The sequence below is a fragment of the Mesorhizobium ciceri WSM4083 genome, from assembly GCF_000519305.1.
GTDB classification, from domain to species: Bacteria; Pseudomonadota; Alphaproteobacteria; order Rhizobiales; family Rhizobiaceae; genus Mesorhizobium; species Mesorhizobium ciceri_B.
Window position 1 is genome coordinate 310,150 of sequence record NZ_JAFG01000003.1, and the last position, 17,034, is coordinate 327,183.

At 62.8% G+C, this 17,034-nt stretch carries 15 protein-coding genes; 3 read left to right on the forward strand and 12 right to left on the reverse strand.

Going from position 1 to position 17,034, the window contains the following annotated elements:
* Positions 1–12: 12 nt before the first annotated feature.
* The 6 genes from MESCI2_RS0101495 to MESCI2_RS0101520 all read right to left on the reverse strand — a co-directional run bounded on the left by MESCI2_RS0101495 (position 13) and on the right by MESCI2_RS0101520 (position 5,354).
* The gene (locus MESCI2_RS0101495; RefSeq protein WP_027035001.1) at positions 13–390 is read right to left on the reverse strand and encodes a DoxX family protein; all 378 of its coding nucleotides are present in this window, start codon (positions 388–390) and stop codon (positions 13–15) included.
* Positions 391–452: 62 nt separating this feature from the next.
* Positions 453–911, reverse strand: a complete 459-nt coding sequence (locus MESCI2_RS0101500) for a carboxymuconolactone decarboxylase family protein (RefSeq protein ID WP_027035002.1) — start codon at positions 909–911, stop codon at positions 453–455.
* A 43-nt stretch (positions 912–954) separates the two neighbouring features.
* The gene (locus MESCI2_RS0101505) at positions 955–1,458 is read right to left on the reverse strand and encodes an RrF2 family transcriptional regulator (protein ID WP_024501511.1); all 504 of its coding nucleotides are present in this window, start codon (positions 1,456–1,458) and stop codon (positions 955–957) included.
* A gap of 356 nt (positions 1,459–1,814) precedes the next feature.
* Positions 1,815–3,128, reverse strand: coding sequence for an NAD-dependent dihydropyrimidine dehydrogenase subunit PreA (gene preA / locus MESCI2_RS0101510; protein ID WP_027035003.1), 1,314 nt, complete (start codon positions 3,126–3,128; stop codon positions 1,815–1,817).
* A 2-nt stretch (positions 3,129–3,130) separates the two neighbouring features.
* Positions 3,131–4,495 (reverse strand): NAD(P)-dependent oxidoreductase, encoded by a 1,365-nt coding sequence (locus tag MESCI2_RS0101515; protein WP_027035004.1) that lies wholly within the window; start codon positions 4,493–4,495, stop codon positions 3,131–3,133.
* A gap of 115 nt (positions 4,496–4,610) precedes the next feature.
* A complete protein-coding gene (locus MESCI2_RS0101520; protein ID WP_027035005.1) occupies positions 4,611–5,354 on the reverse strand; it encodes a gamma-glutamylcyclotransferase in 744 nt (247 codons plus the stop codon).
* Positions 5,355–5,519: 165 nt separating this feature from the next.
* On the opposite strand from MESCI2_RS0101520, the gene MESCI2_RS0101525 reads away from it, so the two are divergent.
* The gene (locus tag MESCI2_RS0101525) at positions 5,520–6,296 is read left to right on the forward strand and encodes a VOC family protein (protein WP_027035006.1); all 777 of its coding nucleotides are present in this window, start codon (positions 5,520–5,522) and stop codon (positions 6,294–6,296) included.
* A gap of 83 nt (positions 6,297–6,379) precedes the next feature.
* On the opposite strand, the gene MESCI2_RS0101530 is transcribed toward MESCI2_RS0101525, so the two are convergent.
* The gene (locus tag MESCI2_RS0101530; RefSeq protein ID WP_027035007.1) at positions 6,380–6,868 is read right to left on the reverse strand and encodes a hypothetical protein; all 489 of its coding nucleotides are present in this window, start codon (positions 6,866–6,868) and stop codon (positions 6,380–6,382) included.
* 196 nt (positions 6,869–7,064) lie between these two features.
* Between MESCI2_RS0101530 and MESCI2_RS0101535 the strand changes: the two genes are divergently transcribed.
* Positions 7,065–7,457: a DoxX family protein gene (locus tag MESCI2_RS0101535; RefSeq protein ID WP_027035008.1), complete on the forward strand. Its 393-nt coding sequence runs from the start codon at positions 7,065–7,067 to the stop codon at positions 7,455–7,457.
* Between the two features lie 212 nt (positions 7,458–7,669).
* Here the strand turns inward: MESCI2_RS0101535 and MESCI2_RS0101545 are convergent, their stop codons facing one another.
* Together MESCI2_RS0101545 and MESCI2_RS0101550 are read right to left on the reverse strand one after the other, a co-directional pair.
* A complete protein-coding gene (locus tag MESCI2_RS0101545) occupies positions 7,670–10,096 on the reverse strand; it encodes a GcvT family protein (RefSeq protein WP_027035009.1) in 2,427 nt (808 codons plus the stop codon).
* Between the two features lie 57 nt (positions 10,097–10,153).
* Positions 10,154–11,692: a trimethylamine methyltransferase family protein gene (locus tag MESCI2_RS0101550; RefSeq protein ID WP_027035010.1), complete on the reverse strand. Its 1,539-nt coding sequence runs from the start codon at positions 11,690–11,692 to the stop codon at positions 10,154–10,156.
* Between the two features lie 217 nt (positions 11,693–11,909).
* Between MESCI2_RS0101550 and MESCI2_RS0101555 the strand changes: the two genes are divergently transcribed.
* A complete protein-coding gene (locus tag MESCI2_RS0101555; RefSeq protein ID WP_027035011.1) occupies positions 11,910–12,500 on the forward strand; it encodes a transglycosylase SLT domain-containing protein in 591 nt (196 codons plus the stop codon).
* Between the two features lie 34 nt (positions 12,501–12,534).
* On the opposite strand, the gene MESCI2_RS0101560 is transcribed toward MESCI2_RS0101555, so the two are convergent.
* The 3 genes from MESCI2_RS0101560 to MESCI2_RS0101570 form a co-directional block, all read right to left on the reverse strand.
* The gene (locus MESCI2_RS0101560; RefSeq protein ID WP_027035012.1) at positions 12,535–14,751 is read right to left on the reverse strand and encodes a dipeptide ABC transporter ATP-binding protein; all 2,217 of its coding nucleotides are present in this window, start codon (positions 14,749–14,751) and stop codon (positions 12,535–12,537) included.
* Between the two features lie 67 nt (positions 14,752–14,818).
* On the reverse strand, positions 14,819–15,976 hold the full coding sequence (locus MESCI2_RS0101565; RefSeq protein ID WP_027035013.1) for an ABC transporter permease: 1,158 nt from the start codon (positions 15,974–15,976) through the stop codon (positions 14,819–14,821).
* A 12-nt stretch (positions 15,977–15,988) separates the two neighbouring features.
* Positions 15,989–17,023 carry an ABC transporter permease gene (locus tag MESCI2_RS0101570; RefSeq protein WP_027035014.1) on the reverse strand — a complete coding sequence of 345 codons (1,035 nt, stop codon included), beginning with the start codon at positions 17,021–17,023 and terminating at the stop codon, positions 15,989–15,991.
* Positions 17,024–17,034: the final 11 nt, after the last annotated feature.

The following is a 17,034-nucleotide window of genomic DNA, read 5'->3' on the forward strand; positions in this document are numbered from 1 at the left end:
TGCAACTGTGCGTCAAACGGATTGCGCGATCAGGGTCAGAAAGCCACCGCTCAGGGCGACATTGCCGACGAAGCCATTGATGCGGGACGCACGGTCCGGACCCTGATGGTCCCAGAAATTGTGGAACATCGGCGTGGCGACGATGAGGAACACCAGCAGCACCGCGGCCGCGAGTGCCGTCCACAATCCTGCGATGACCAGCACGCCGGCGGCGATCTGAAGCACGATGCCGAGCCGCAGCGCCAATCTTGCCTGCGGCACGCCGCGCGCAGCCATCATCTGGGTCAGGAAGGCCGCGTTCTGGATGTTGCGCAGGCCGGCGAAGACGAAGGCGCCGCCGAGCAACAGGCGAGCGAGAAACAACAAGGTCGAAGGCAAATCGGCAGGCATCAAACGCTCCCTTGGAAAGTGGAGCGCCGCCTTTCGACGGCGCTCCCAACATAACCGGACAATCAGGCGGCCTTGGCCGCCGGCATCGGGTGAATGGCCTGGAACGGGATGCACAGCCGGTTCCAGGTGTTTATCATGCCGAGCGCAACGGACAGCTTGACCAGTTCCTCTTCCGAGAAATGCTCGAGCGTCTTTGCATAAAGTTCGTCCGGCACGCCATTGTTGGCGATCAGGGTGACGGCCTCGGTCCAGGCAAGGGCGGCGCGTTCGCGCAGGGAAAACAGCGGCGATTCCTTCCAGGCCGAAACCAGATAGAGCCGCTGCTCGGTCTCGCCGTCGCGCCTCGCCTCGCGGCTATGCATTTCGACGCAATAGGAGCAGCCGTTGATCTGCGACGCCCTGAGCTTGATCAGGTGCAGCAGGCTCACCTCGAGTCCGCATTCGTCCACCGCCTTGTTGAGCGCCGACACAGCCTTCATGATCTCCGGCGCCTTGGCGAAAAATTGCAGCCTCTGTTTCATCTTGATGTCCTTTCATGTCTGCTTTGGGTTTGGGTCTGCGGGGTTAACTGGATTTCTGCGGCCGCTGGTGGCGCTCGACGAAGGCGCAGCTCGCAGCAAGCGACCTGGGATCGCCTTCTGCCGCATAGGTGGCCACGATATCGGACAGTTTGGTCTCGGCGAGCGCGGCGCGATAGGCGCGCTCGGCCTTCAGCATCGCGGCGTTGATGCCGCAGGGTTTCACATAGGCCGACGCATCGAGTTTCACCGGACCGCGCTGGCGGATCTCGCCGCATCGGAAGGCCGGCTCGCGACCCTCGACGGCCAGCACGATGTCGAGCAGCGTGATGCGCTCGGCCGGCCGCGCCAGCCGATAGCCACCGGCAGGCCCGGGCACCGATTCGAGGATACGCGCGGCGCTCAGCATGTTGAGATGCTTCAACAGATAGCTAGGCGACAGGCCAAACGCCTCAGCCAGAGCAGCGCCCGGCATGGTGCTGTTCCCCTCCACACTCGCCAGCGTGGCAGCGCAATGGATGGCCGCTTCGACGCCCTCGCCCAGCTTCATTGGATCGGCTCCTTTATCATGGATACATACTATCGTGGATAATTATTATCTGCAATAGGAAAATGCGAATTCCACATGTTGGCGATAGCTTCACAAGACGTGGGTTCCTCGCACCCCGCGAAGCGGGGGAGAGGTGGCCCGGCGAAGCCGGGACGGAGAGGGGGACGACCTTTGTGAAGACAAAACCGGTGAGGGAGAAGGCGCGAGTAAGTTAAAGCGCGATCAGGGGCCTCGGCTAGCTCCCAGTCGCCCCGAAGGCCCCTCTCCGTCCCGGCTTCGCCGGGCCACCTCTCCCCACTTCGTGGGGCGAGGAACCTAAGTTCTGCCAAGCACGGCACTTGGACCGGAGCGTGCCCCTACTCCGCAGCCACCTTGGCCATCGGATTGTTCGGGTGTGTCGTCCAGTTGGCATAGACGGGCGATACCGGCCTGCCGGTGCGCTGGTCCATCACGCCGGCTGCGAGCGGCTCCATGGTGATGCAGTTCTCGACTGGGCAGACATTGACGCAGAGATTGCAGCCGACGCATTCGGCCTCGATCACCTCGAAGTGCCTGACGCCATCGACCATACTTGTGATCGCCTGGTGCGAAGTGTCCTCGCAGGCGATGTGGCAGCGGCCGCATTTGATGCAGGCATCCTGGTCGATACGCGCCTTGGCGACGTAGTTCAGGTTGAGATACTGCCAATCGGTCACATTGGGCGTGGCGCGGCCGACGATGTCGTTGAGCGAGGCGTGGCCCTTCTCGTCCATCCAGTTTTCGAGGCCGGCGATCATCTCCTGCACGATCTTGAAACCGTACGTCATCGCCGCCGTGCAGACCTGCACATTGCCGGCGCCGAGCGCCATGAATTCGGCAGCGTCACGCCAGGTGGTGATGCCGCCGATGCCGGAAATCGGCAGGCCGCGGGTTTCGGGATCGCGCGCGATCTCGGCCACCATGTTCATGGCGATCGGCTTCACCGCCGGGCCGCAATAGCCGCCATGCGAGCCCTTGCCGTCGATGGTCGGCTGCGGCGCGAAACTGTCGAGGTCGACACCGGTGATTGAATTGATGGTGTTGATCAGCGACACCGCATCGGTGCCGCCGGCATGTGCCGCCCGCGCGGGCTTGCGCACATCGGTGATGTTGGGCGTCAGCTTGGTGATGACGGGCATGCGGGTGTTCTGCTTGCACCAGCGCACCACCATTTCGATATATTCCGGCACCTGGCCGACAGCGGCACCCATGCCGCGTTCCGACATGCCGTGCGGACAGCCGAAATTCAGCTCGATGCCGTCGGCTTCGGTCTCCTCGACCACCGGCAGGATCGCCTTCCAGGCTTCCTCGACGCAAGGCACCATCAGCGAGACGACGATGGCGCGGTCGGGCCAGTCCTTCTTGACCTGCTTGATCTCGCGCAAATTGACCTGCAGGTCGCGGTCGGTGATCAACTCGATGTTGTTGAGGCCGAGCAGTCGGCGGTCGGCGCCCCAGATCGCGCCATAGCGCGGGCCGTTGACGTTGACCACCGGTGGGCCTTCCTCGCCCAGCGTCTTCCACACCACGCCGCCCCAGCCGGCCTTGAAGGCGCGGATGACGTTGTAGGCCTTGTCGGTCGGCGGCGCCGAGGCCAGCCAGAACGGATTGGGCGACTTGATGCCGACGAAATTGTTTCTGATGTCTGCCATGCTCATGCCCTCCCGTTCGAGGTCAGTGCCCGATTGATGCTCTCCGCCGCGTCACGGCCTTGCGCGACCGCCGAGACGGTGAGATCGTCGCCACCGAAGATGCAGTCACCGCCGGCCCAGACCCTGTCGAGCGACGTACGCCCTTCCGCGTCGACCTTGATGCGGCCAGCTTCGAGATCGATCGACGCACCGCTGCCGTTGAGGGCTGCCGGCACGAAACTCTGTCCAATCGCCTTGAACACCTGGTCGGCAACGAGCGTCAGTGTCTCGCCGGTGCCGGCAAGCCTGTCGCCGTTGAGGGCGGTGTATTCGAGTTCGACGGCGGTAACCTTGCCGCCTTCCGCGATCACCCGCTTCGGCTGCAGCCAGTGGCGGATGGTGACGCCGTTGGCGGCCGCCAGATCCTGCTCGAATTCGGAAGCGTTCATGTGCTCCTGGCCGCGCCGGTAGCAGATCGTCACCTCCTCGGCGCCGAGCAGCTTCGACTGCACGGCCGCGTCGATGGCGGTCATGCCGCCACCGATGACGACGACACGACGGCCAACCGGCAAGCCGGAAAGGTCGCTGGCCTGGCGCAGCTCGGCAATGAACTCGACGGCGTTGATGACGCCGTCGGCGTCCTCGCCATCGGCACGCAGCGCATTGACGCCGCCAAGGCCCATGCCAAGAAACACCGCGTCGTAATTGCGGATCAGATCCGACAGCTGATAGTCGCGGCCGAGCGCCTTGCCGTTCTGGATGTCGATACCGCCGATCGCGGTCACGTAGTCGACTTCGGCCTGGGCGAAATCGTCGACGCTCTTGTAGGCGGCGATGCCGTATTCGTTGAGGCCGCCGGCCTTCGCGCGCGCCTCCAGGATGGTCACGTCATGGCCGTGGCGGGCGAGCCGGTGCGCAGCGGCAAGGCCGGCCGGCCCGGCGCCGACCACGGCAACCGTCTTGCCGGTCGGCTCGGCGCGCGGATAAAACTGCTTGTTCTCGCCCATGGCGACATCGGTGGCGTAGCGCTGGAGGCGGCCGATCTGCACCGGCTTGCCTTCCGCCACCTCGCGCACGCAGACTTCTTCGCACAGCGTTTCGGTCGGACAGACGCGGGCGCACATGCCGCCCAATATGTTCTGGTCGAAGATGGTCTTGGCCGAACCGATCGGATTGCCGGTCGAGATCTGGCGGATGAACAGCGGAATGTCGATCGAGGTCGGGCATGCATTCATGCACGGCGCGTCGTAGCAGAAATAGCAGCGATCGGATTCGACCAACGCTTCGTGATGATCGAGCGGCGGGTGCAGGTCGGAAAAATTGTCCGCATACTGGTCGGCCGAGAGCCTGCCGCCCGCAATGCCTTCCCTGAATTGGCCTTCTGGCATCGTCAGTTCCCCATGTTTTCTTTTGAGGAAGGCTAGCACGTTTTATTTTTTTATCAATTGGTCAATTTTCGGCGCAAGTCACTGAAAAGGCTCGACAATAACATGATTTTTTTACTCATGTTATTGTCAGCGGCGGTTGCGTTTGCAGCGCGAGCGAATGGCCGGTCTCAAGCTTACGGCTATGGATATCCCTGACCTCTTCCGCCACCAATTCCTGCAGCCGCCACAGATTGCGGTCGTGGATGCCGAACGCTTCCAGGTGGCTGACCGTGTTGTAGAGATACTCGGCCCCGGATCCGATATGCCCGCAGGCTCTGGCCAGAACGCTCGCCACTCTGTCCAGCGGCTGGTTCAGCGACGTTCCCCTGCCCTTCACGCCGACCCAGAAACCGAGCGCGCGCAGCTTACCTTGCGGCGTATGCACCGGCAGCCAGCGGACCGTCTCGATGCTTTCGTGGTCGCTGATCTCGCGCCGCAGCAGCCTTTCGATCTGCGCCGGCTTCTCGCCCTCCGGCAAGCGATAGATCACGCCGTTGCAGCGTCCGCCCCGCTCGAGCGCCATCATCAATCCAGGCTGCTCGGCGCTGCCGCGCCACCGCACCATGTCGAGGCAGAAGGACCGGTGCCAGCCAAAGGCCGTGGCGAGCTGTTGCTCGACCGACTCGAATTCCGGCTTCCAGATCAGCGACCCATAGGCGAACACCCATAACGGTCCCTCATCGGCTTCATTGGACAGCCGCAAGGCAAGGCTTTGAAAGTCCTCGTCGTTCATGTCTGTCCAGCTCGGGTCCGGGCCGGGATCGGCCTCTTCCCGATGGCACAGTGCGACAAGCTCGGGCGTGAGCGACATCAAGCGCATGGACGACAACCCCTCATCACCGCAGAGAAATCGAAAACCGCTGGGGGCGCAACCAGGGAACGCTTGGCACACACACCCATTGTTGTCCGGGCGGTGTCGGATTTCCGTCGTGAGGATCGTCCTATGATGGACAACGATCACGCATGAAAGGTGAGGAGACCGAAAATGCCAAAAGCCCCGATGCCCTTCTTCTGGTACGAATTGATGACATCAGATCTCGACGCCGCCGAGGCGTTCTACCCCAAAGTGGTCGGCTGGAAGGCGCAGCCTTTCGACGTGGCGCCGGGTATGCCGCGCTATGTCGTGATGAATGTCGGCGAACGTGGCGTCGGCGGCCTGATGACCTTGCCCGAGGATGCCGCCAAGATGGGCATGCCGCCTGCCTGGCTTGGCTATATCCACACCAGGGATGTCGACGCTGCCACGGCATCGCTGGAGAAAGCCGGCGGCACCGTTCATCGCCGGCCCGACGACATTCCAGGCGTCGGCCGCTTTGCCGTCGTCGCCGATCCGCAAGGCGCGACGTTCATGCTCCTGCAGCCGAACGGCCCTGACCAACCCCCTGTGCCGGCCGGCACGCCGGGTCACATCGGCTGGCACGAGCTTTATACGAGCGACTGGAAAGCTGCGTTCGATTTCTATTCCGAGCAGTTCGCCTGGGTCGACGCCGGCGATTTCGACATGGGCCCGATGGGCACTTACCAGACCTTTACGGCCGGCCCCGAATCCGGCGGCGGCATCATGAACAAGCCGGAGCAGATCCCGGTGCCGGTCTGGCAATTCTACTTCAACGTTGCGGCCATCGACGCGGCGGCCAAACGGGTCACCGATAGTGGCGGCAAGATCCTGATGGGGCCGATGGAGGTCCCCGGCGGCAGCTGGGTCGTGCAGTGCCAAGACCCGCAAGGCGCACACTTTGCCTTGATGGCGCCGGTCCGCTGACCGCGATAAGGCGCCGCTGACACAAAGCGCGGGCCTTCATCGGATCACCGATGAAGGCCTCCACCCCTCTGCCTGGCGCCGTCTCATTCCGGCGCCAGCACGGCGACCTTCAGCTCAGCTTTTTTCGCGCCGCTGAACTGGACGGTGGCCGGGCCGGGCGCAAGCTTGAAGCGCACGCTCTTGCGGATGCCAGGGCATGTTTTCACGCCACTATAGCCCGCCGACTTGATGGCCTGGCCATCCTGGATGACATCGATCCAGGCCTCGCCCGAGAGACTTATCTGGATGGCTCCCTCGGACGGCACCTCCACGCTGGCGACGGCCCCAAACGTGTCTGATGCCGGCGCACGTTCGGGCGCTACCGCAAAACCGGCTTTCTCTACCGGCACCAGCTCCAGGTCCGCAGCCGCACCGACCGCCAGCGCCGTTCCGGACGGCGTTGCCGGTGCTGCGGCAAACAGGGTCTGCTCCCGCGTCACCGGCCACTTGAACGCCTCACAGCCGGCGTCCTCGGCCATGGCGAAGCTGGTGCCTGCAAGGATTGCGAAGAGGCTGATGGCGGCTTTTTTCATGGCAAAGGGAACCCACATTTCTAGAGTGTCCGCACCATACAACCATAACGATAGGAATGCAACCCTTGCGGGAAAAATATGAAAGGTCAATTGGGGAACATTCCAATCACCGATTGTTGACGGCAGGCCGTGGGAAGTGAATGGTCCATTCCTGGGTGATAATCTATGGCCGGGCGGATTGAAAAATGGAGTCATTATGAAGCTTTTCGAAAGCCTCTCCAGATACCAGCCGCAGGCGCTCGGCGTGTTGCGCATCATGACCGCGCTGCAGTTCATCGAGCATGGCAGCCAGAAACTGTTCAACTTCCCCGTCAGCGCCGATCCCCATGCCCTTTCCGGGCTGACCATGACCGCCGCCATCCTCGAATTCGCTGGCGGCATCCTGCTGGCGCTCGGCCTGTTCACGCGGCCCGTAGCCTTCCTTCTGGCCGGCGAAATGGCGATCGCCTATTTCATGGCGCACATGCCGCGCGACTTCTTCCCCGTCAACAACGGCGGCGATTCGGCGATCTCGTTCTGCTTCATCTTCCTCTATCTGGTGTTTGCCGGCGCCGGTGCCTTCGCGCTGGACAACCGTCGCAGCGTCTGACGCCGGAAAGAGGATGCGGGCCTAGAGCAATTCTAGGAAAAGCGTGAAGCGGTTTTCCGTCTAGAGTTGCGTTAAAACAAAGAGTTAGAGCAGATCGCCGTTTCCGTGAAACGGTGAAATGCTCTAGTGCATGTCGCCCAAAAGTGCCCAGCGGCTTGGGACAACGACATGCACAACAGGAATCTGAAGCGCATCGGCGAAGCCGAAGCGCTTCAAGCACGCATCCGTTCGAAATTGGCGTCGAAAAGCGGCGCCGCCTGAATGCGCGCCGCATGGCGCTTGCCCAGCAGCTCGATTTCGAAGCCGTCGCTCTCATCGGCGATCTCCTTCGGCACATAGCCGACGGCGACGGATTTCTTCGAATGATGCGCATAGCCGCCCGACGTCACCCAGCCGCGCACCGCGCCATCGAACCAGATCGGCTCATCGCCAATGACATCGGCATCGTCGGCATCGACGATAAAGGCGCGCAGGCGCAATTTGCCGCCCTGCCTGCGCTCGGCCAGAGCCCCGGCCTTGCCAATGAAATCGGCGTCCTTGCCGTAGGCAACGAAGCGGTCGAGCCCCGCTTCCAGCGGCCCGTAGATCGGTCGGTACTCGCGCCCCCATGAGCCGTAATTCTTGTCCAGCCGCAGCGCATTGAGCGCGCGCGAGCCGAACAGGCCGATGCCGAATTCCTCGCCCGCCGCCATCAGCGCTTGATAGGCGGCGCGCTGATATTCCGGCGCCACCCAGATCTCGTAGCCGAGATCGCCGGTATAGCTCACGCGGCCGACCAGGCACGGCGCCATGCCGACATCCATCCGGCCAATGGCCATGAAGGAAAATGCCGCATTGGAGACATCCGAGCGCGTAGCCTTTGCCAGCACATCCCGCGCCTTCGGGCCGGCGACCGACAGACCGGTGAGCTTCGCGCCCAGCGCCTCGATGCGGACCGATCCATCGTCGGGCAGGTGCTTCTCGAACCAGCGCATATGGTATTGCTCGGCGATGCCGGAGCCGGCGAGGAACCAGCCGTCCTCCCCCAGATTGGCCAGCGTGAAGTCGCCGATCAGCCTGCCGTCCTGCTTCAGCATCGGCGCCAGCGTCATGCGGCCGGGTTTCGGCAGTTTGCAGGCCAGCATCCGGTCGAGCCAGGCGGCCGCCTCCTCGCCCGTCACCTTGTATTTGGCGAAGCTCGAAATCTCGGACAGGCCGACACTGTCCCGAACCGTCGCGACCTCCTTGGCGACCTGCGTGAAGTCGCTCGAACGGCGCCACGAGAATTCGTCCTTGACGCCTTCCGGCGCATACCACAGCGGCACTTCCAGCCCATAGGCAACGCCCCATTGCGCACCCTTGGCCGACAGCAGGTCATAGACCGGTGTCGTCTTCAGCGGCCGCCCGGCGGGCAGCTCCTCATTGGGGAAGCGGATCGAAAAGCGCCTGGAATAATTCTCGCGCACTTTGGCGTTGGTATAGGCCATCGTCGCCCAGTCGCCGTAGCGCGCGACATCCATCGCCCAGATATCGGCGCCGGGATCGCCCTCGATCATCCAGTTCGACAAAGCGAGGCCGACGCCGCCGCCTTGCGAAAAACCGGCCATGACACCGCAGGCGACCCAGAAGCCCGGCAGGCCGCGCACCGGCCCGACCAGCGGGTTGCCGTCAGGGGCGAAAGTGAAGGGGCCGTTGATGATTTGCTTGATGCCGGTGTTCTGGAAGGCGGGGAAATGGCGGAAGCCGACCTCCAGCGACGGCGCGATGCGGTCGATGTCCGGCTCCAGCAATTCATGACCGAAATTCCATGGCGTCTGGTATTCGGACCACGGCTTGTTGGCCTTCTCATAGGTGCCCATCAGCATGCCGCCGCGCTCCTGGCGCAGGTAAAGCTCGCCGTCGAAATCGACCGCGTGGATGATCTCGGTGCCGGTCTTGGCGTTCCAGGCGGCGACCTCCGGCATGTCCTCGGTGATCAGGTACATGTGCTCCATGGCCAGCACAGGCAGTTCGAGACCAACCATGCGGCCGACCTCGCGCGCCCACAGCCCGCCGGCATTGACGACATGCTCGGCCACCACCTCCCCCTTGTTGGTGATGACCCGCCACAGCCCGTCGGGACGCCGCACGATGTCCTCGACCTTTGTGAAGCGCTCCACTTCCGCCCCAAGTTTCCGCGCGGCCTTGGCATAGGCATGGGTGACGCCGGAGGGATCGAGATGGCCGTCCTCCTTGTTTCTGACGGCGCCGACGAACTGCTTGGGATCGAGCAGCGGCATCAGCTCGGCCGCTTCGCTGGGCGAGATTTCCTCAAGCTCGATACCGAGATAACGCCCCTTGGCTACGACGCCACGCAGCCAGTCGAGCCGCGCTTCGGTCGCCGCCAGTAGCACGCCGCCGGTCAGGTGCACGCCGGTCGCCTGGCCGGACAGCTCCTCGATCTCCTTGTAGAGATTGATCGTGTATTTCTGCAGCTTGGCGACGTTGGGGTCGCCATTGATGGTGTGCATGCCGCCGGCCGCGTGCCAGGTCGAGCCCGATGTCAATTCGTCGCGCTCCAGCAGGACAACATCGGTCCAGCCGTGGCGGGCGAGATGGAACAGCACGGAGCACCCGACGACACCGCCGCCAACGACCACGACCTTTGCATGCGATTTCATGGATTTTTCTCTGATATCAGTGAGTTGGATGGGTGAATGGATTCAAGCTGGGAGGCATCACGGCTCGCCCTGCCCGATCGCTTCCTTGCGCCTGGCCATGTAAGCCTCCAGCGCCTCGCGCACGGCGATATCCATCACCGGCTCGACATAGTCTTCCAGCGCCTTCTTCCAAAGCCGCGTCGCGCGCGCCGTGGCGTCGAGGCCGCCGGCTTCCTGCCAGGCTTCGTAATTCTGCCAGTTGGACAGCATCGGCTGGTAGAAAGCGGTGGCATAGCGCTCCAGCGTGTGCGGTTCGCCGAAGAAATGGCCGCCGGTCGGCACCGCGCCCAAAGCCTCAACGGCGAGCTCGGCCTCATTGACCTCAATCGGGCGCAGGAACTCCATCATGTGCTGGATCATCTCGACATCGATGATGAGTTTTTCGAACGACGCCGTCAGCCCGCCCTCCTGCCAGCCGGCGGCGTGATAGACGAGGTTGCCGTGGCCGAGCACCGCGCCCCACAGCGCCATCAGCGTCTCATAGGCGCCTTGCGCGTCGGCGGCGTTGGAAGCCGAGCCCGGTGTCGTGCGGTAGGGCAGCCCGTATCGCCGCGCCAGTTGCCCCGACGCAATATTGGCCTTGGTGTTCTCAGGCGTGCCGAAGGCCGGCGCGCCGGACTTCATGTCGACATTGGAGGTGAAGGCGCCATACATGACCGGCGCGCCCGGACGGACAAGCTGCGTCAGCACGACGCCGAACAGCGCCTCGGCGTTCTGCTGCGCCAGCGCCCCGGCCAGCGTCACCGGGCTCATCGCCCCCATCAGCGTGAACGGCGTCACCGCCACCGACTGGCCGAACTCGGCCATGGTCATCAGCCCTTCGGCCATCATCTCGTCGAAGCGGCGCGGCGAGTTGACCGAGATGATCGTGGTGATGCCGGGATCGTCGCGCATCTGGTCGAGCGTCAGCCCGCGCGAAATCGCCATCATCTCGATGCCGTCAAGCGCCCTGCCCCGGCCGATCGCCGAGACGTGGAAACTCTTGTCGGTCAGCGTCAGATTGGTGAAGTAGGTGTCGAGATGGCGGGAGTTTGCCGGCAGCTCCACCGGTGCGCAGACCTGGTTGCCGAGCATGTGGATGCAGTTGAAATGCTGCGCCAACCGAGTCAGATCCGAATAATCGCGCAAATTGCCGGCACGGCGGCCGCGCTCCATATCGTGCACATTCGGCGGCCCGGCAACGAGCGTGAAATTGATGGTGTTGCCGCCCAGATGAACCGCGTTGGCCGGGTTGCGCGGCGTCAACACATAGCTGGACTGCGTGGTCTTCAGCACGTCTTCGATCAGACCGCGATCGACGCGGACATTCGCCGATGCATGATCGACCCTGGCGCCAGCCTTCTCGAACAGCGACAGCGCCCGCGGGCTCATCACCTCGATGCCGAAATTCTCCAATATGTGCATCGAGGCCAGATGGATCTGCTCGATCTGGTCGGGCGACAGCATGGCCATCGGCGGATAGGGATTTGTCACCCGCCTGAGCGGCAGTTGCGGAATGGCCGACGGCCCCCTGTTGCTGGTGCGCTCGGCCCCGCGTTTGCGTCTCGGTTCGTTCATGCCTGGCATCAAAGCCTTGGCAAACCAGGCAAGCTGTCAGAAATACGCCGTTTGCGGGCGTGATTTTAGCCACGGCGGCATTTCCCCTATGTCTGTTTAGAAAAACCGACGAAGTGCGTCGGATTATCAATACTGGATTTCCTTGAGAGACTGCGCCGGCGAACCGTTAACGGATGCCGCAAGATTCCCTTTATGAATTCGGCCTATTGCTGCGCCAATGCGTAGCTCGAGTTTTAGTAAAATTGGTGCGGTTTGCGTGCTGCTGGCGCTTTCGGCCTGCGCCACGCCGCCCAATCACATCAACAATGTCTGCGCCGTCTTCGACCAGAATGACGGCTGGTTCGACAACTGGCAGTCAGCCGCCGAGCGCGCCCAGCAGAAATACGGTATCCCCGTTCCCGTGCTGATGGCGACGGTGCGCAAGGAATCCGGTTTCAAGAGCAATGCACGGCCGCCACGCACCAAGCTGCTCGGCTTCATTCCGTGGAAGCATGTCTCGTCGGCCACCGGCTTCTCGCAGGCACTGGACGGCACCTGGTCGCAATATCAGCGCGAGACCGGCAACTGGGCGGCGCGGCGGACGAAATTCGCCGATGCGGTCGATTTCGTCGGCTGGTATCATTCCAAGACCGCAGACACGTATGGCGTCGCCCGCAACGACACCTACAATCTCTACCTCGCCTACTATCTCGGCTGGACCGCCTATGGCCGCGGCAACCGCGGCGATGCCGGTGTCCAAGGCTATGCCCGGGCCACCGACAAGATGGCGCGGGACTATGCGCAGCAACTGAGCGAGTGCGGCAACTGAACGCTCTGCATTATTGATCTCGACTTTCCGTCCGTCAGCTCGGCTTCTTGCCGCGCGGACGCTTCGGTGGCGTGCCGGCAAAACCAGGGCCGTCGCCATGCGGCGCGTCTTCCGGCACGCCCTCATGCGCAGCGTGTTCCTTGTCGAACTTGATCACCGGCTCCATCTTGGCCAGCACGTCGTCGGAGAGCCAGCACAGGCTCATATGGCCGCCGCCGAGATGCTTGACCGGGGGCACCTTGGTCTCGCAGAGATTGTCCGGCACCAGCTTCTTGTAGCCGCAGCGGGTCTGGAACGGGCAGCCGGACGGCGGATTCATCGCCGACGGGATGTCGCCTTCCAGCACGATGTGCCGCTTGACCACGCTGGTGTCGGCGATCGGGATCGCCGACAGCAGTGCCTCGGTATAGGGATGGTAGGGCGGCGCGAAGATCTGGTCGGTCGTGCCTTGCTCGACGATATAGCCGAGATACATGACGACGACGCGGTCGGCGATGTAGCGCACGACGGACAGATCATGGCTGATGAACAGCATTGTCGTCTTGTTCTTGCGCTGGATGTCCATCAGCAGTTCGGTCACCGCCGCCTGCACGGACACATCCAATGCCGAGACCGGCTCGTCGGCGACCACCACCTTGGCGTCGCCGGCAAAGGCGCGCGCCACGCCGATGCGCTGCTTCTGGCCGCCCGAAAGCTGGCGCGGCTTGCGGGTCTCGAAGGCCCTGGGCAGCTTCACCAGGTCGAGCAGCTCCAGCATGCGCTTGCGGCGATCGGCAACCGTCTTGCCGACGTTGAACTTCTCCAGCGTGCGGATGATCTGCGAACCGACCGAATGGCTGGGATTGAGCGTATCGAACGGATTCTGGAACACCATCTGGATCGACGACACCGTGTCGACGCTCCGTTTCTCGATGCCCGTCGACTGGATTTCCGTGTTGCCCAGCGTCACCGTGCCGGCACTTGCCGTCTCCAGCCCGAGCAGCACCTTGGCCAGCGTCGACTTTCCGCAGCCGGATTCGCCAACGATGGCGACCGTCTCGGATTCGCGCGCCATGAACGAGATCGTCTCATTGGCCTTGACGACGCGGCCCTCGCCCGAGCCGAACACCTCGCTGCCGCCGACCCTGTAGTATTTTCTCAGATCCTCGATCTTGAGCACCGGCGCGCCGGGCACGACGCGCTCATTGACCTTCTTGGCGCCGGGCGGCAGCGCCTCCCAGTCGATCTCGTTGAAGCGCACGCAGCGCGAGTAATGGCCTTCGTGACCCGCGACCTCGATCATCGGGATTTCGGCGGCGTTGCAGACGCCCTCGACGAAATGGTGGCAGCGAGGGCCGAAATTGCAGCCCTTGGGCCGCTCGTGCGGCAGCGGCAGCTGCCCGGGGATGGAGATCAGCGGCCGTGAATTCTTGTCGGCGCCGGGCAGCGGGATCGAGCGGAACAGCCCTTGCGTATAGGGATGGCGCATCCGGTCGAACACGTCCTTGATCTTGCCGGTCTCGACCGCCTCGCCCGAATACATCACCGTGATGCGGTCGCAGGTTTCCAGGATCAAGCCGAGATTGTGCGACACGAAGATCATCGATGTGCCGAACTTCTCGCCCAGCCCCTTGACCAGATCGACGATGCCCGCTTCCACCGTCACGTCGAGCGCCGTCGTCGGTTCGTCCAGCAAAAGCAGCGCCGGCTTCGACAGCAGCGCCATGGCAATGACAATGCGCTGTTGCTGGCCGCCGGAGAGTTGGTGCGGATAGGAGCGCATCATGCGCTCGGGATCGGGCAGCTTGACCGAGCGCACCATGTCGAGTGCGCGTTTGTAGGCCTCTTCCTTCGACACCTTGTCGTGGATCAGCGGCACTTCCATCAGCTGCTGGCCGACCTTCATTGCCGGGTTCAGGCTCGCCATCGGCTCCTGGTAGATCATCGCGATCTTGTTGCCGCGAATGGAGCGCAACTCCTCGTCGGAGAGCTCGCCCATATCCTTGCCCTGGAACTTGATCTTGCCGCCGACGATTTTTCCGATGTTGGAGAGGTCGCGCATGATGCCGAGCGACACGGTCGACTTGCCGCAGCCGGATTCGCCGACGATGCCCATCGCCTCCCCCGGCATGACGGTGCAGGAAAAATCCATGACGGCCGGGATCTCGCCCTTGCGGGTGAAGAAGGAGATCGACAGGTTCTCGATCTCGATGATCGGCCCATTGGTCGGCCCATTGGTCGGCTTGGCGGGATTTCGAACTGCCTCGTTCATGGGTCGCTCCAATCCTGGTTCTTCTAGGCCTGTTTCTCTCAGGCGCATCGGGTCGAAACCCGCGATATCAGTCTTTCATCGATTGTTCGCGCAGCGAGTCGGCGAGCAGGTTCAAGCCCAGCACGAACGACATCAGTGCGATGGTCGGCGGCAGCGCCGGGTGGATGAAGGAGCGCAGCAGGCGGCTGGCGTCCTTGATCGCGGTGCCCCAGTCCGGACTTTCCGGCGCCAGGCCAAGGCCGAAATAACCGAGCGTGCCGAGCAGGATGGTGGTGTAGCCGATGCGCAGGCAGGCGTCGACGATTAGCGGCCCGCGCGCATTGGGCAGGATCTCCCACAGCATGATGTACCAGGGCGATTCACCGCGTGTCTGCGCCGCCGCCACATAATCGCGCGTCTTGATGTCCATCACCAGGCCACGCACGATGCGGAACACGCCGGGGCTGGAGGCGAACACCACCGCCACGAAGATGTTGAGCTGGTTGGGGTCGATATGCACGATCTTCAGCGGATCGGCGTCGAAGACCAGGCCGGCATAGATCCAGCCGCCGAGGATCAGGGTGATGCCGAGCAGGATGTATAGCCGGTCGGGCCGGTTCTTGTAGCGGGTCCAGAACAGCACGCTGAAGAAGATGATCGGGAACAGGAAGAACACGCCGGCCATGCCATAGGGGATCGGCGTATCCATGATGCCCGGCGTCACCAAAAGATAGAACAGCAGGATGACCGGGAAGGCCAGCACGAGATTGGCCAGGAACGACAGCACGGTGTCGATCTTGCCGCCGTAATAGCCGGCGGGCAGGCCGAGCGTGATGCCGACCATCAGCGCGAAGCCGGTTGCCGCAGGCGCGATGATCAACACGATCTGGCTGCCATAGACCATGCGCGAAAACACGTCGCGCGCCAGCTTGTCGCCGCCGAACAGATAGGTCAGCCCCGATTTCGGTTCGACGGCGCCCGGCAGCACATCCTTCATGATGGGAATCTGGGCCAGCGGGTCGAAGGGCGAAATGGTCGCGGCGAAGATCGCCGTGAACAGCCAGAACAGGCAGATGCCGACGCCGACGATGCCGACACCGCTGTCGAACAGCTGGCCGTAGAGCGCCAGCTTCTTCTTGTAGGCGAAGCTCGCGCCCATGACGATGACGAGCGCGATCCAGACCGGCCAGAAGCGCGACAGCACTTCGAGAACGATGGTGAAGCCACTGATATATTGAACCGGCATCCGCTTCGCTCCCTACTGAACTCTGATACGCGGATTGAGAAATGCGTAGCCGACATCGGAAATGAGCTGCGTGATCAAGACGATGAACACCGAGACCAGCGAGCAGCCGAGCAAAAGGTCGATGTCGTTGTTGCCGGCCGCCTCGACCAGCGTGTAGCCGAAGCCCTGGTAACGGAACATCACCTCGACGATGACGACGCCGGTGAGCAGCCAGGGGAACTGCAGCATGATGACGGTGAACGGTGCGATCAGCGCGTTGCGCAAGGCATGTTTGACCACGACGCTGCCGAAGGAAAGACCCTTCAACCTGGCAGTGCGGATATATTGCTGCGTCATCACTTCGACCATCGACGCGCGGGTCATCCTCGCAATATAGCCGATGCCGTAGATCGCCAGCGTCATCACCGGCAAAGTGAAATTGTAGAAGGTGATGCCCTGGCTGGCCGAAGCCGCCGAGCCGTTCAGCCAGCCTAGCCATGAGGCGAAGATGACGGTGAAGATGACGCCCGACACATATTCAGGCGTCGCCGTCGAGGCGATCGACGCCACGGACAGCACCCGGTCGGTTCGCGACCCCTCGCGCATGCCGGCCAGAATGCCGATCAGCAGCGAGATCGGCACCATCACCACCAGCACCCAGAACATCAGGATCCCCGTAGCGCCGAGTGCCGGAAACAGTTTTGAGGCGACGGTCGCCTTGAACTTGGTCGAGCAGCCGAAATCGCCCTGGAAAACGCCGGCGAAGGTCGGCACGAGCGGATCGTTGCAGAACGAGAAACGCTGCGCCGGCTTGCCGGTCGCCGGGTCTGTCACAGGTTGCTTGGGCACCACGCCCAGCCACTGTCCATAACGGACGAAGAAGTTCTGCCGATAGCCATGGTTGACCAGCCAGCTCTCGAGCTGCTCGGCCGACGTATGCATTTCGGTCTGGCTGATCGCCAGCTTCTTCAGATTGGGTTCGAGGTTGATCAGGAAGAAGACGACCATGGTCAGGCACAGCATCGTCAATGCCATGGTGCCAAGACGCCTGATAACGAAGGAAAGCATGGCGGCCCCCT

What these genes read in the sequence shown, in the direction of transcription:
- MESCI2_RS0101495 (WP_027035001.1), bottom strand. Translation starts at nt 390, where the DNA reads ATGCCTGCCGATTTGCCTTCGACCTTGTTGTTTCTCGCTCGCCTGTTG.
- MESCI2_RS0101500 (WP_027035002.1), bottom strand. Translation starts at nt 911, where the DNA reads ATGAAACAGAGGCTGCAATTTTTCGCCAAGGCGCCGGAGATCATGAAG.
- MESCI2_RS0101505 (WP_024501511.1), bottom strand. Translation starts at nt 1,458, where the DNA reads ATGAAGCTGGGCGAGGGCGTCGAAGCGGCCATCCATTGCGCTGCCACG.
- preA (WP_027035003.1), bottom strand. Translation starts at nt 3,128, where the DNA reads ATGGCAGACATCAGAAACAATTTCGTCGGCATCAAGTCGCCCAATCCG.
- MESCI2_RS0101515 (WP_027035004.1), bottom strand. Translation starts at nt 4,495, where the DNA reads ATGCCAGAAGGCCAATTCAGGGAAGGCATTGCGGGCGGCAGGCTCTCG.
- MESCI2_RS0101520 (WP_027035005.1), bottom strand. Translation starts at nt 5,354, where the DNA reads ATGCGCTTGATGTCGCTCACGCCCGAGCTTGTCGCACTGTGCCATCGG.
- MESCI2_RS0101525 (WP_027035006.1), top strand. Translation starts at nt 5,520, where the DNA reads ATGCCAAAAGCCCCGATGCCCTTCTTCTGGTACGAATTGATGACATCA.
- MESCI2_RS0101530 (WP_027035007.1), bottom strand. Translation starts at nt 6,868, where the DNA reads ATGAAAAAAGCCGCCATCAGCCTCTTCGCAATCCTTGCAGGCACCAGC.
- MESCI2_RS0101535 (WP_027035008.1), top strand. Translation starts at nt 7,065, where the DNA reads ATGAAGCTTTTCGAAAGCCTCTCCAGATACCAGCCGCAGGCGCTCGGC.
- MESCI2_RS0101545 (WP_027035009.1), bottom strand. Translation starts at nt 10,096, where the DNA reads ATGAAATCGCATGCAAAGGTCGTGGTCGTTGGCGGCGGTGTCGTCGGG.
- MESCI2_RS0101550 (WP_027035010.1), bottom strand. Translation starts at nt 11,692, where the DNA reads ATGAACGAACCGAGACGCAAACGCGGGGCCGAGCGCACCAGCAACAGG.
- MESCI2_RS0101555 (WP_027035011.1), top strand. Translation starts at nt 11,910, where the DNA reads ATGCGTAGCTCGAGTTTTAGTAAAATTGGTGCGGTTTGCGTGCTGCTG.
- MESCI2_RS0101560 (WP_027035012.1), bottom strand. Translation starts at nt 14,751, where the DNA reads ATGAACGAGGCAGTTCGAAATCCCGCCAAGCCGACCAATGGGCCGACC.
- MESCI2_RS0101565 (WP_027035013.1), bottom strand. Translation starts at nt 15,976, where the DNA reads ATGCCGGTTCAATATATCAGTGGCTTCACCATCGTTCTCGAAGTGCTG.
- MESCI2_RS0101570 (WP_027035014.1), bottom strand. Translation starts at nt 17,023, where the DNA reads ATGCTTTCCTTCGTTATCAGGCGTCTTGGCACCATGGCATTGACGATG.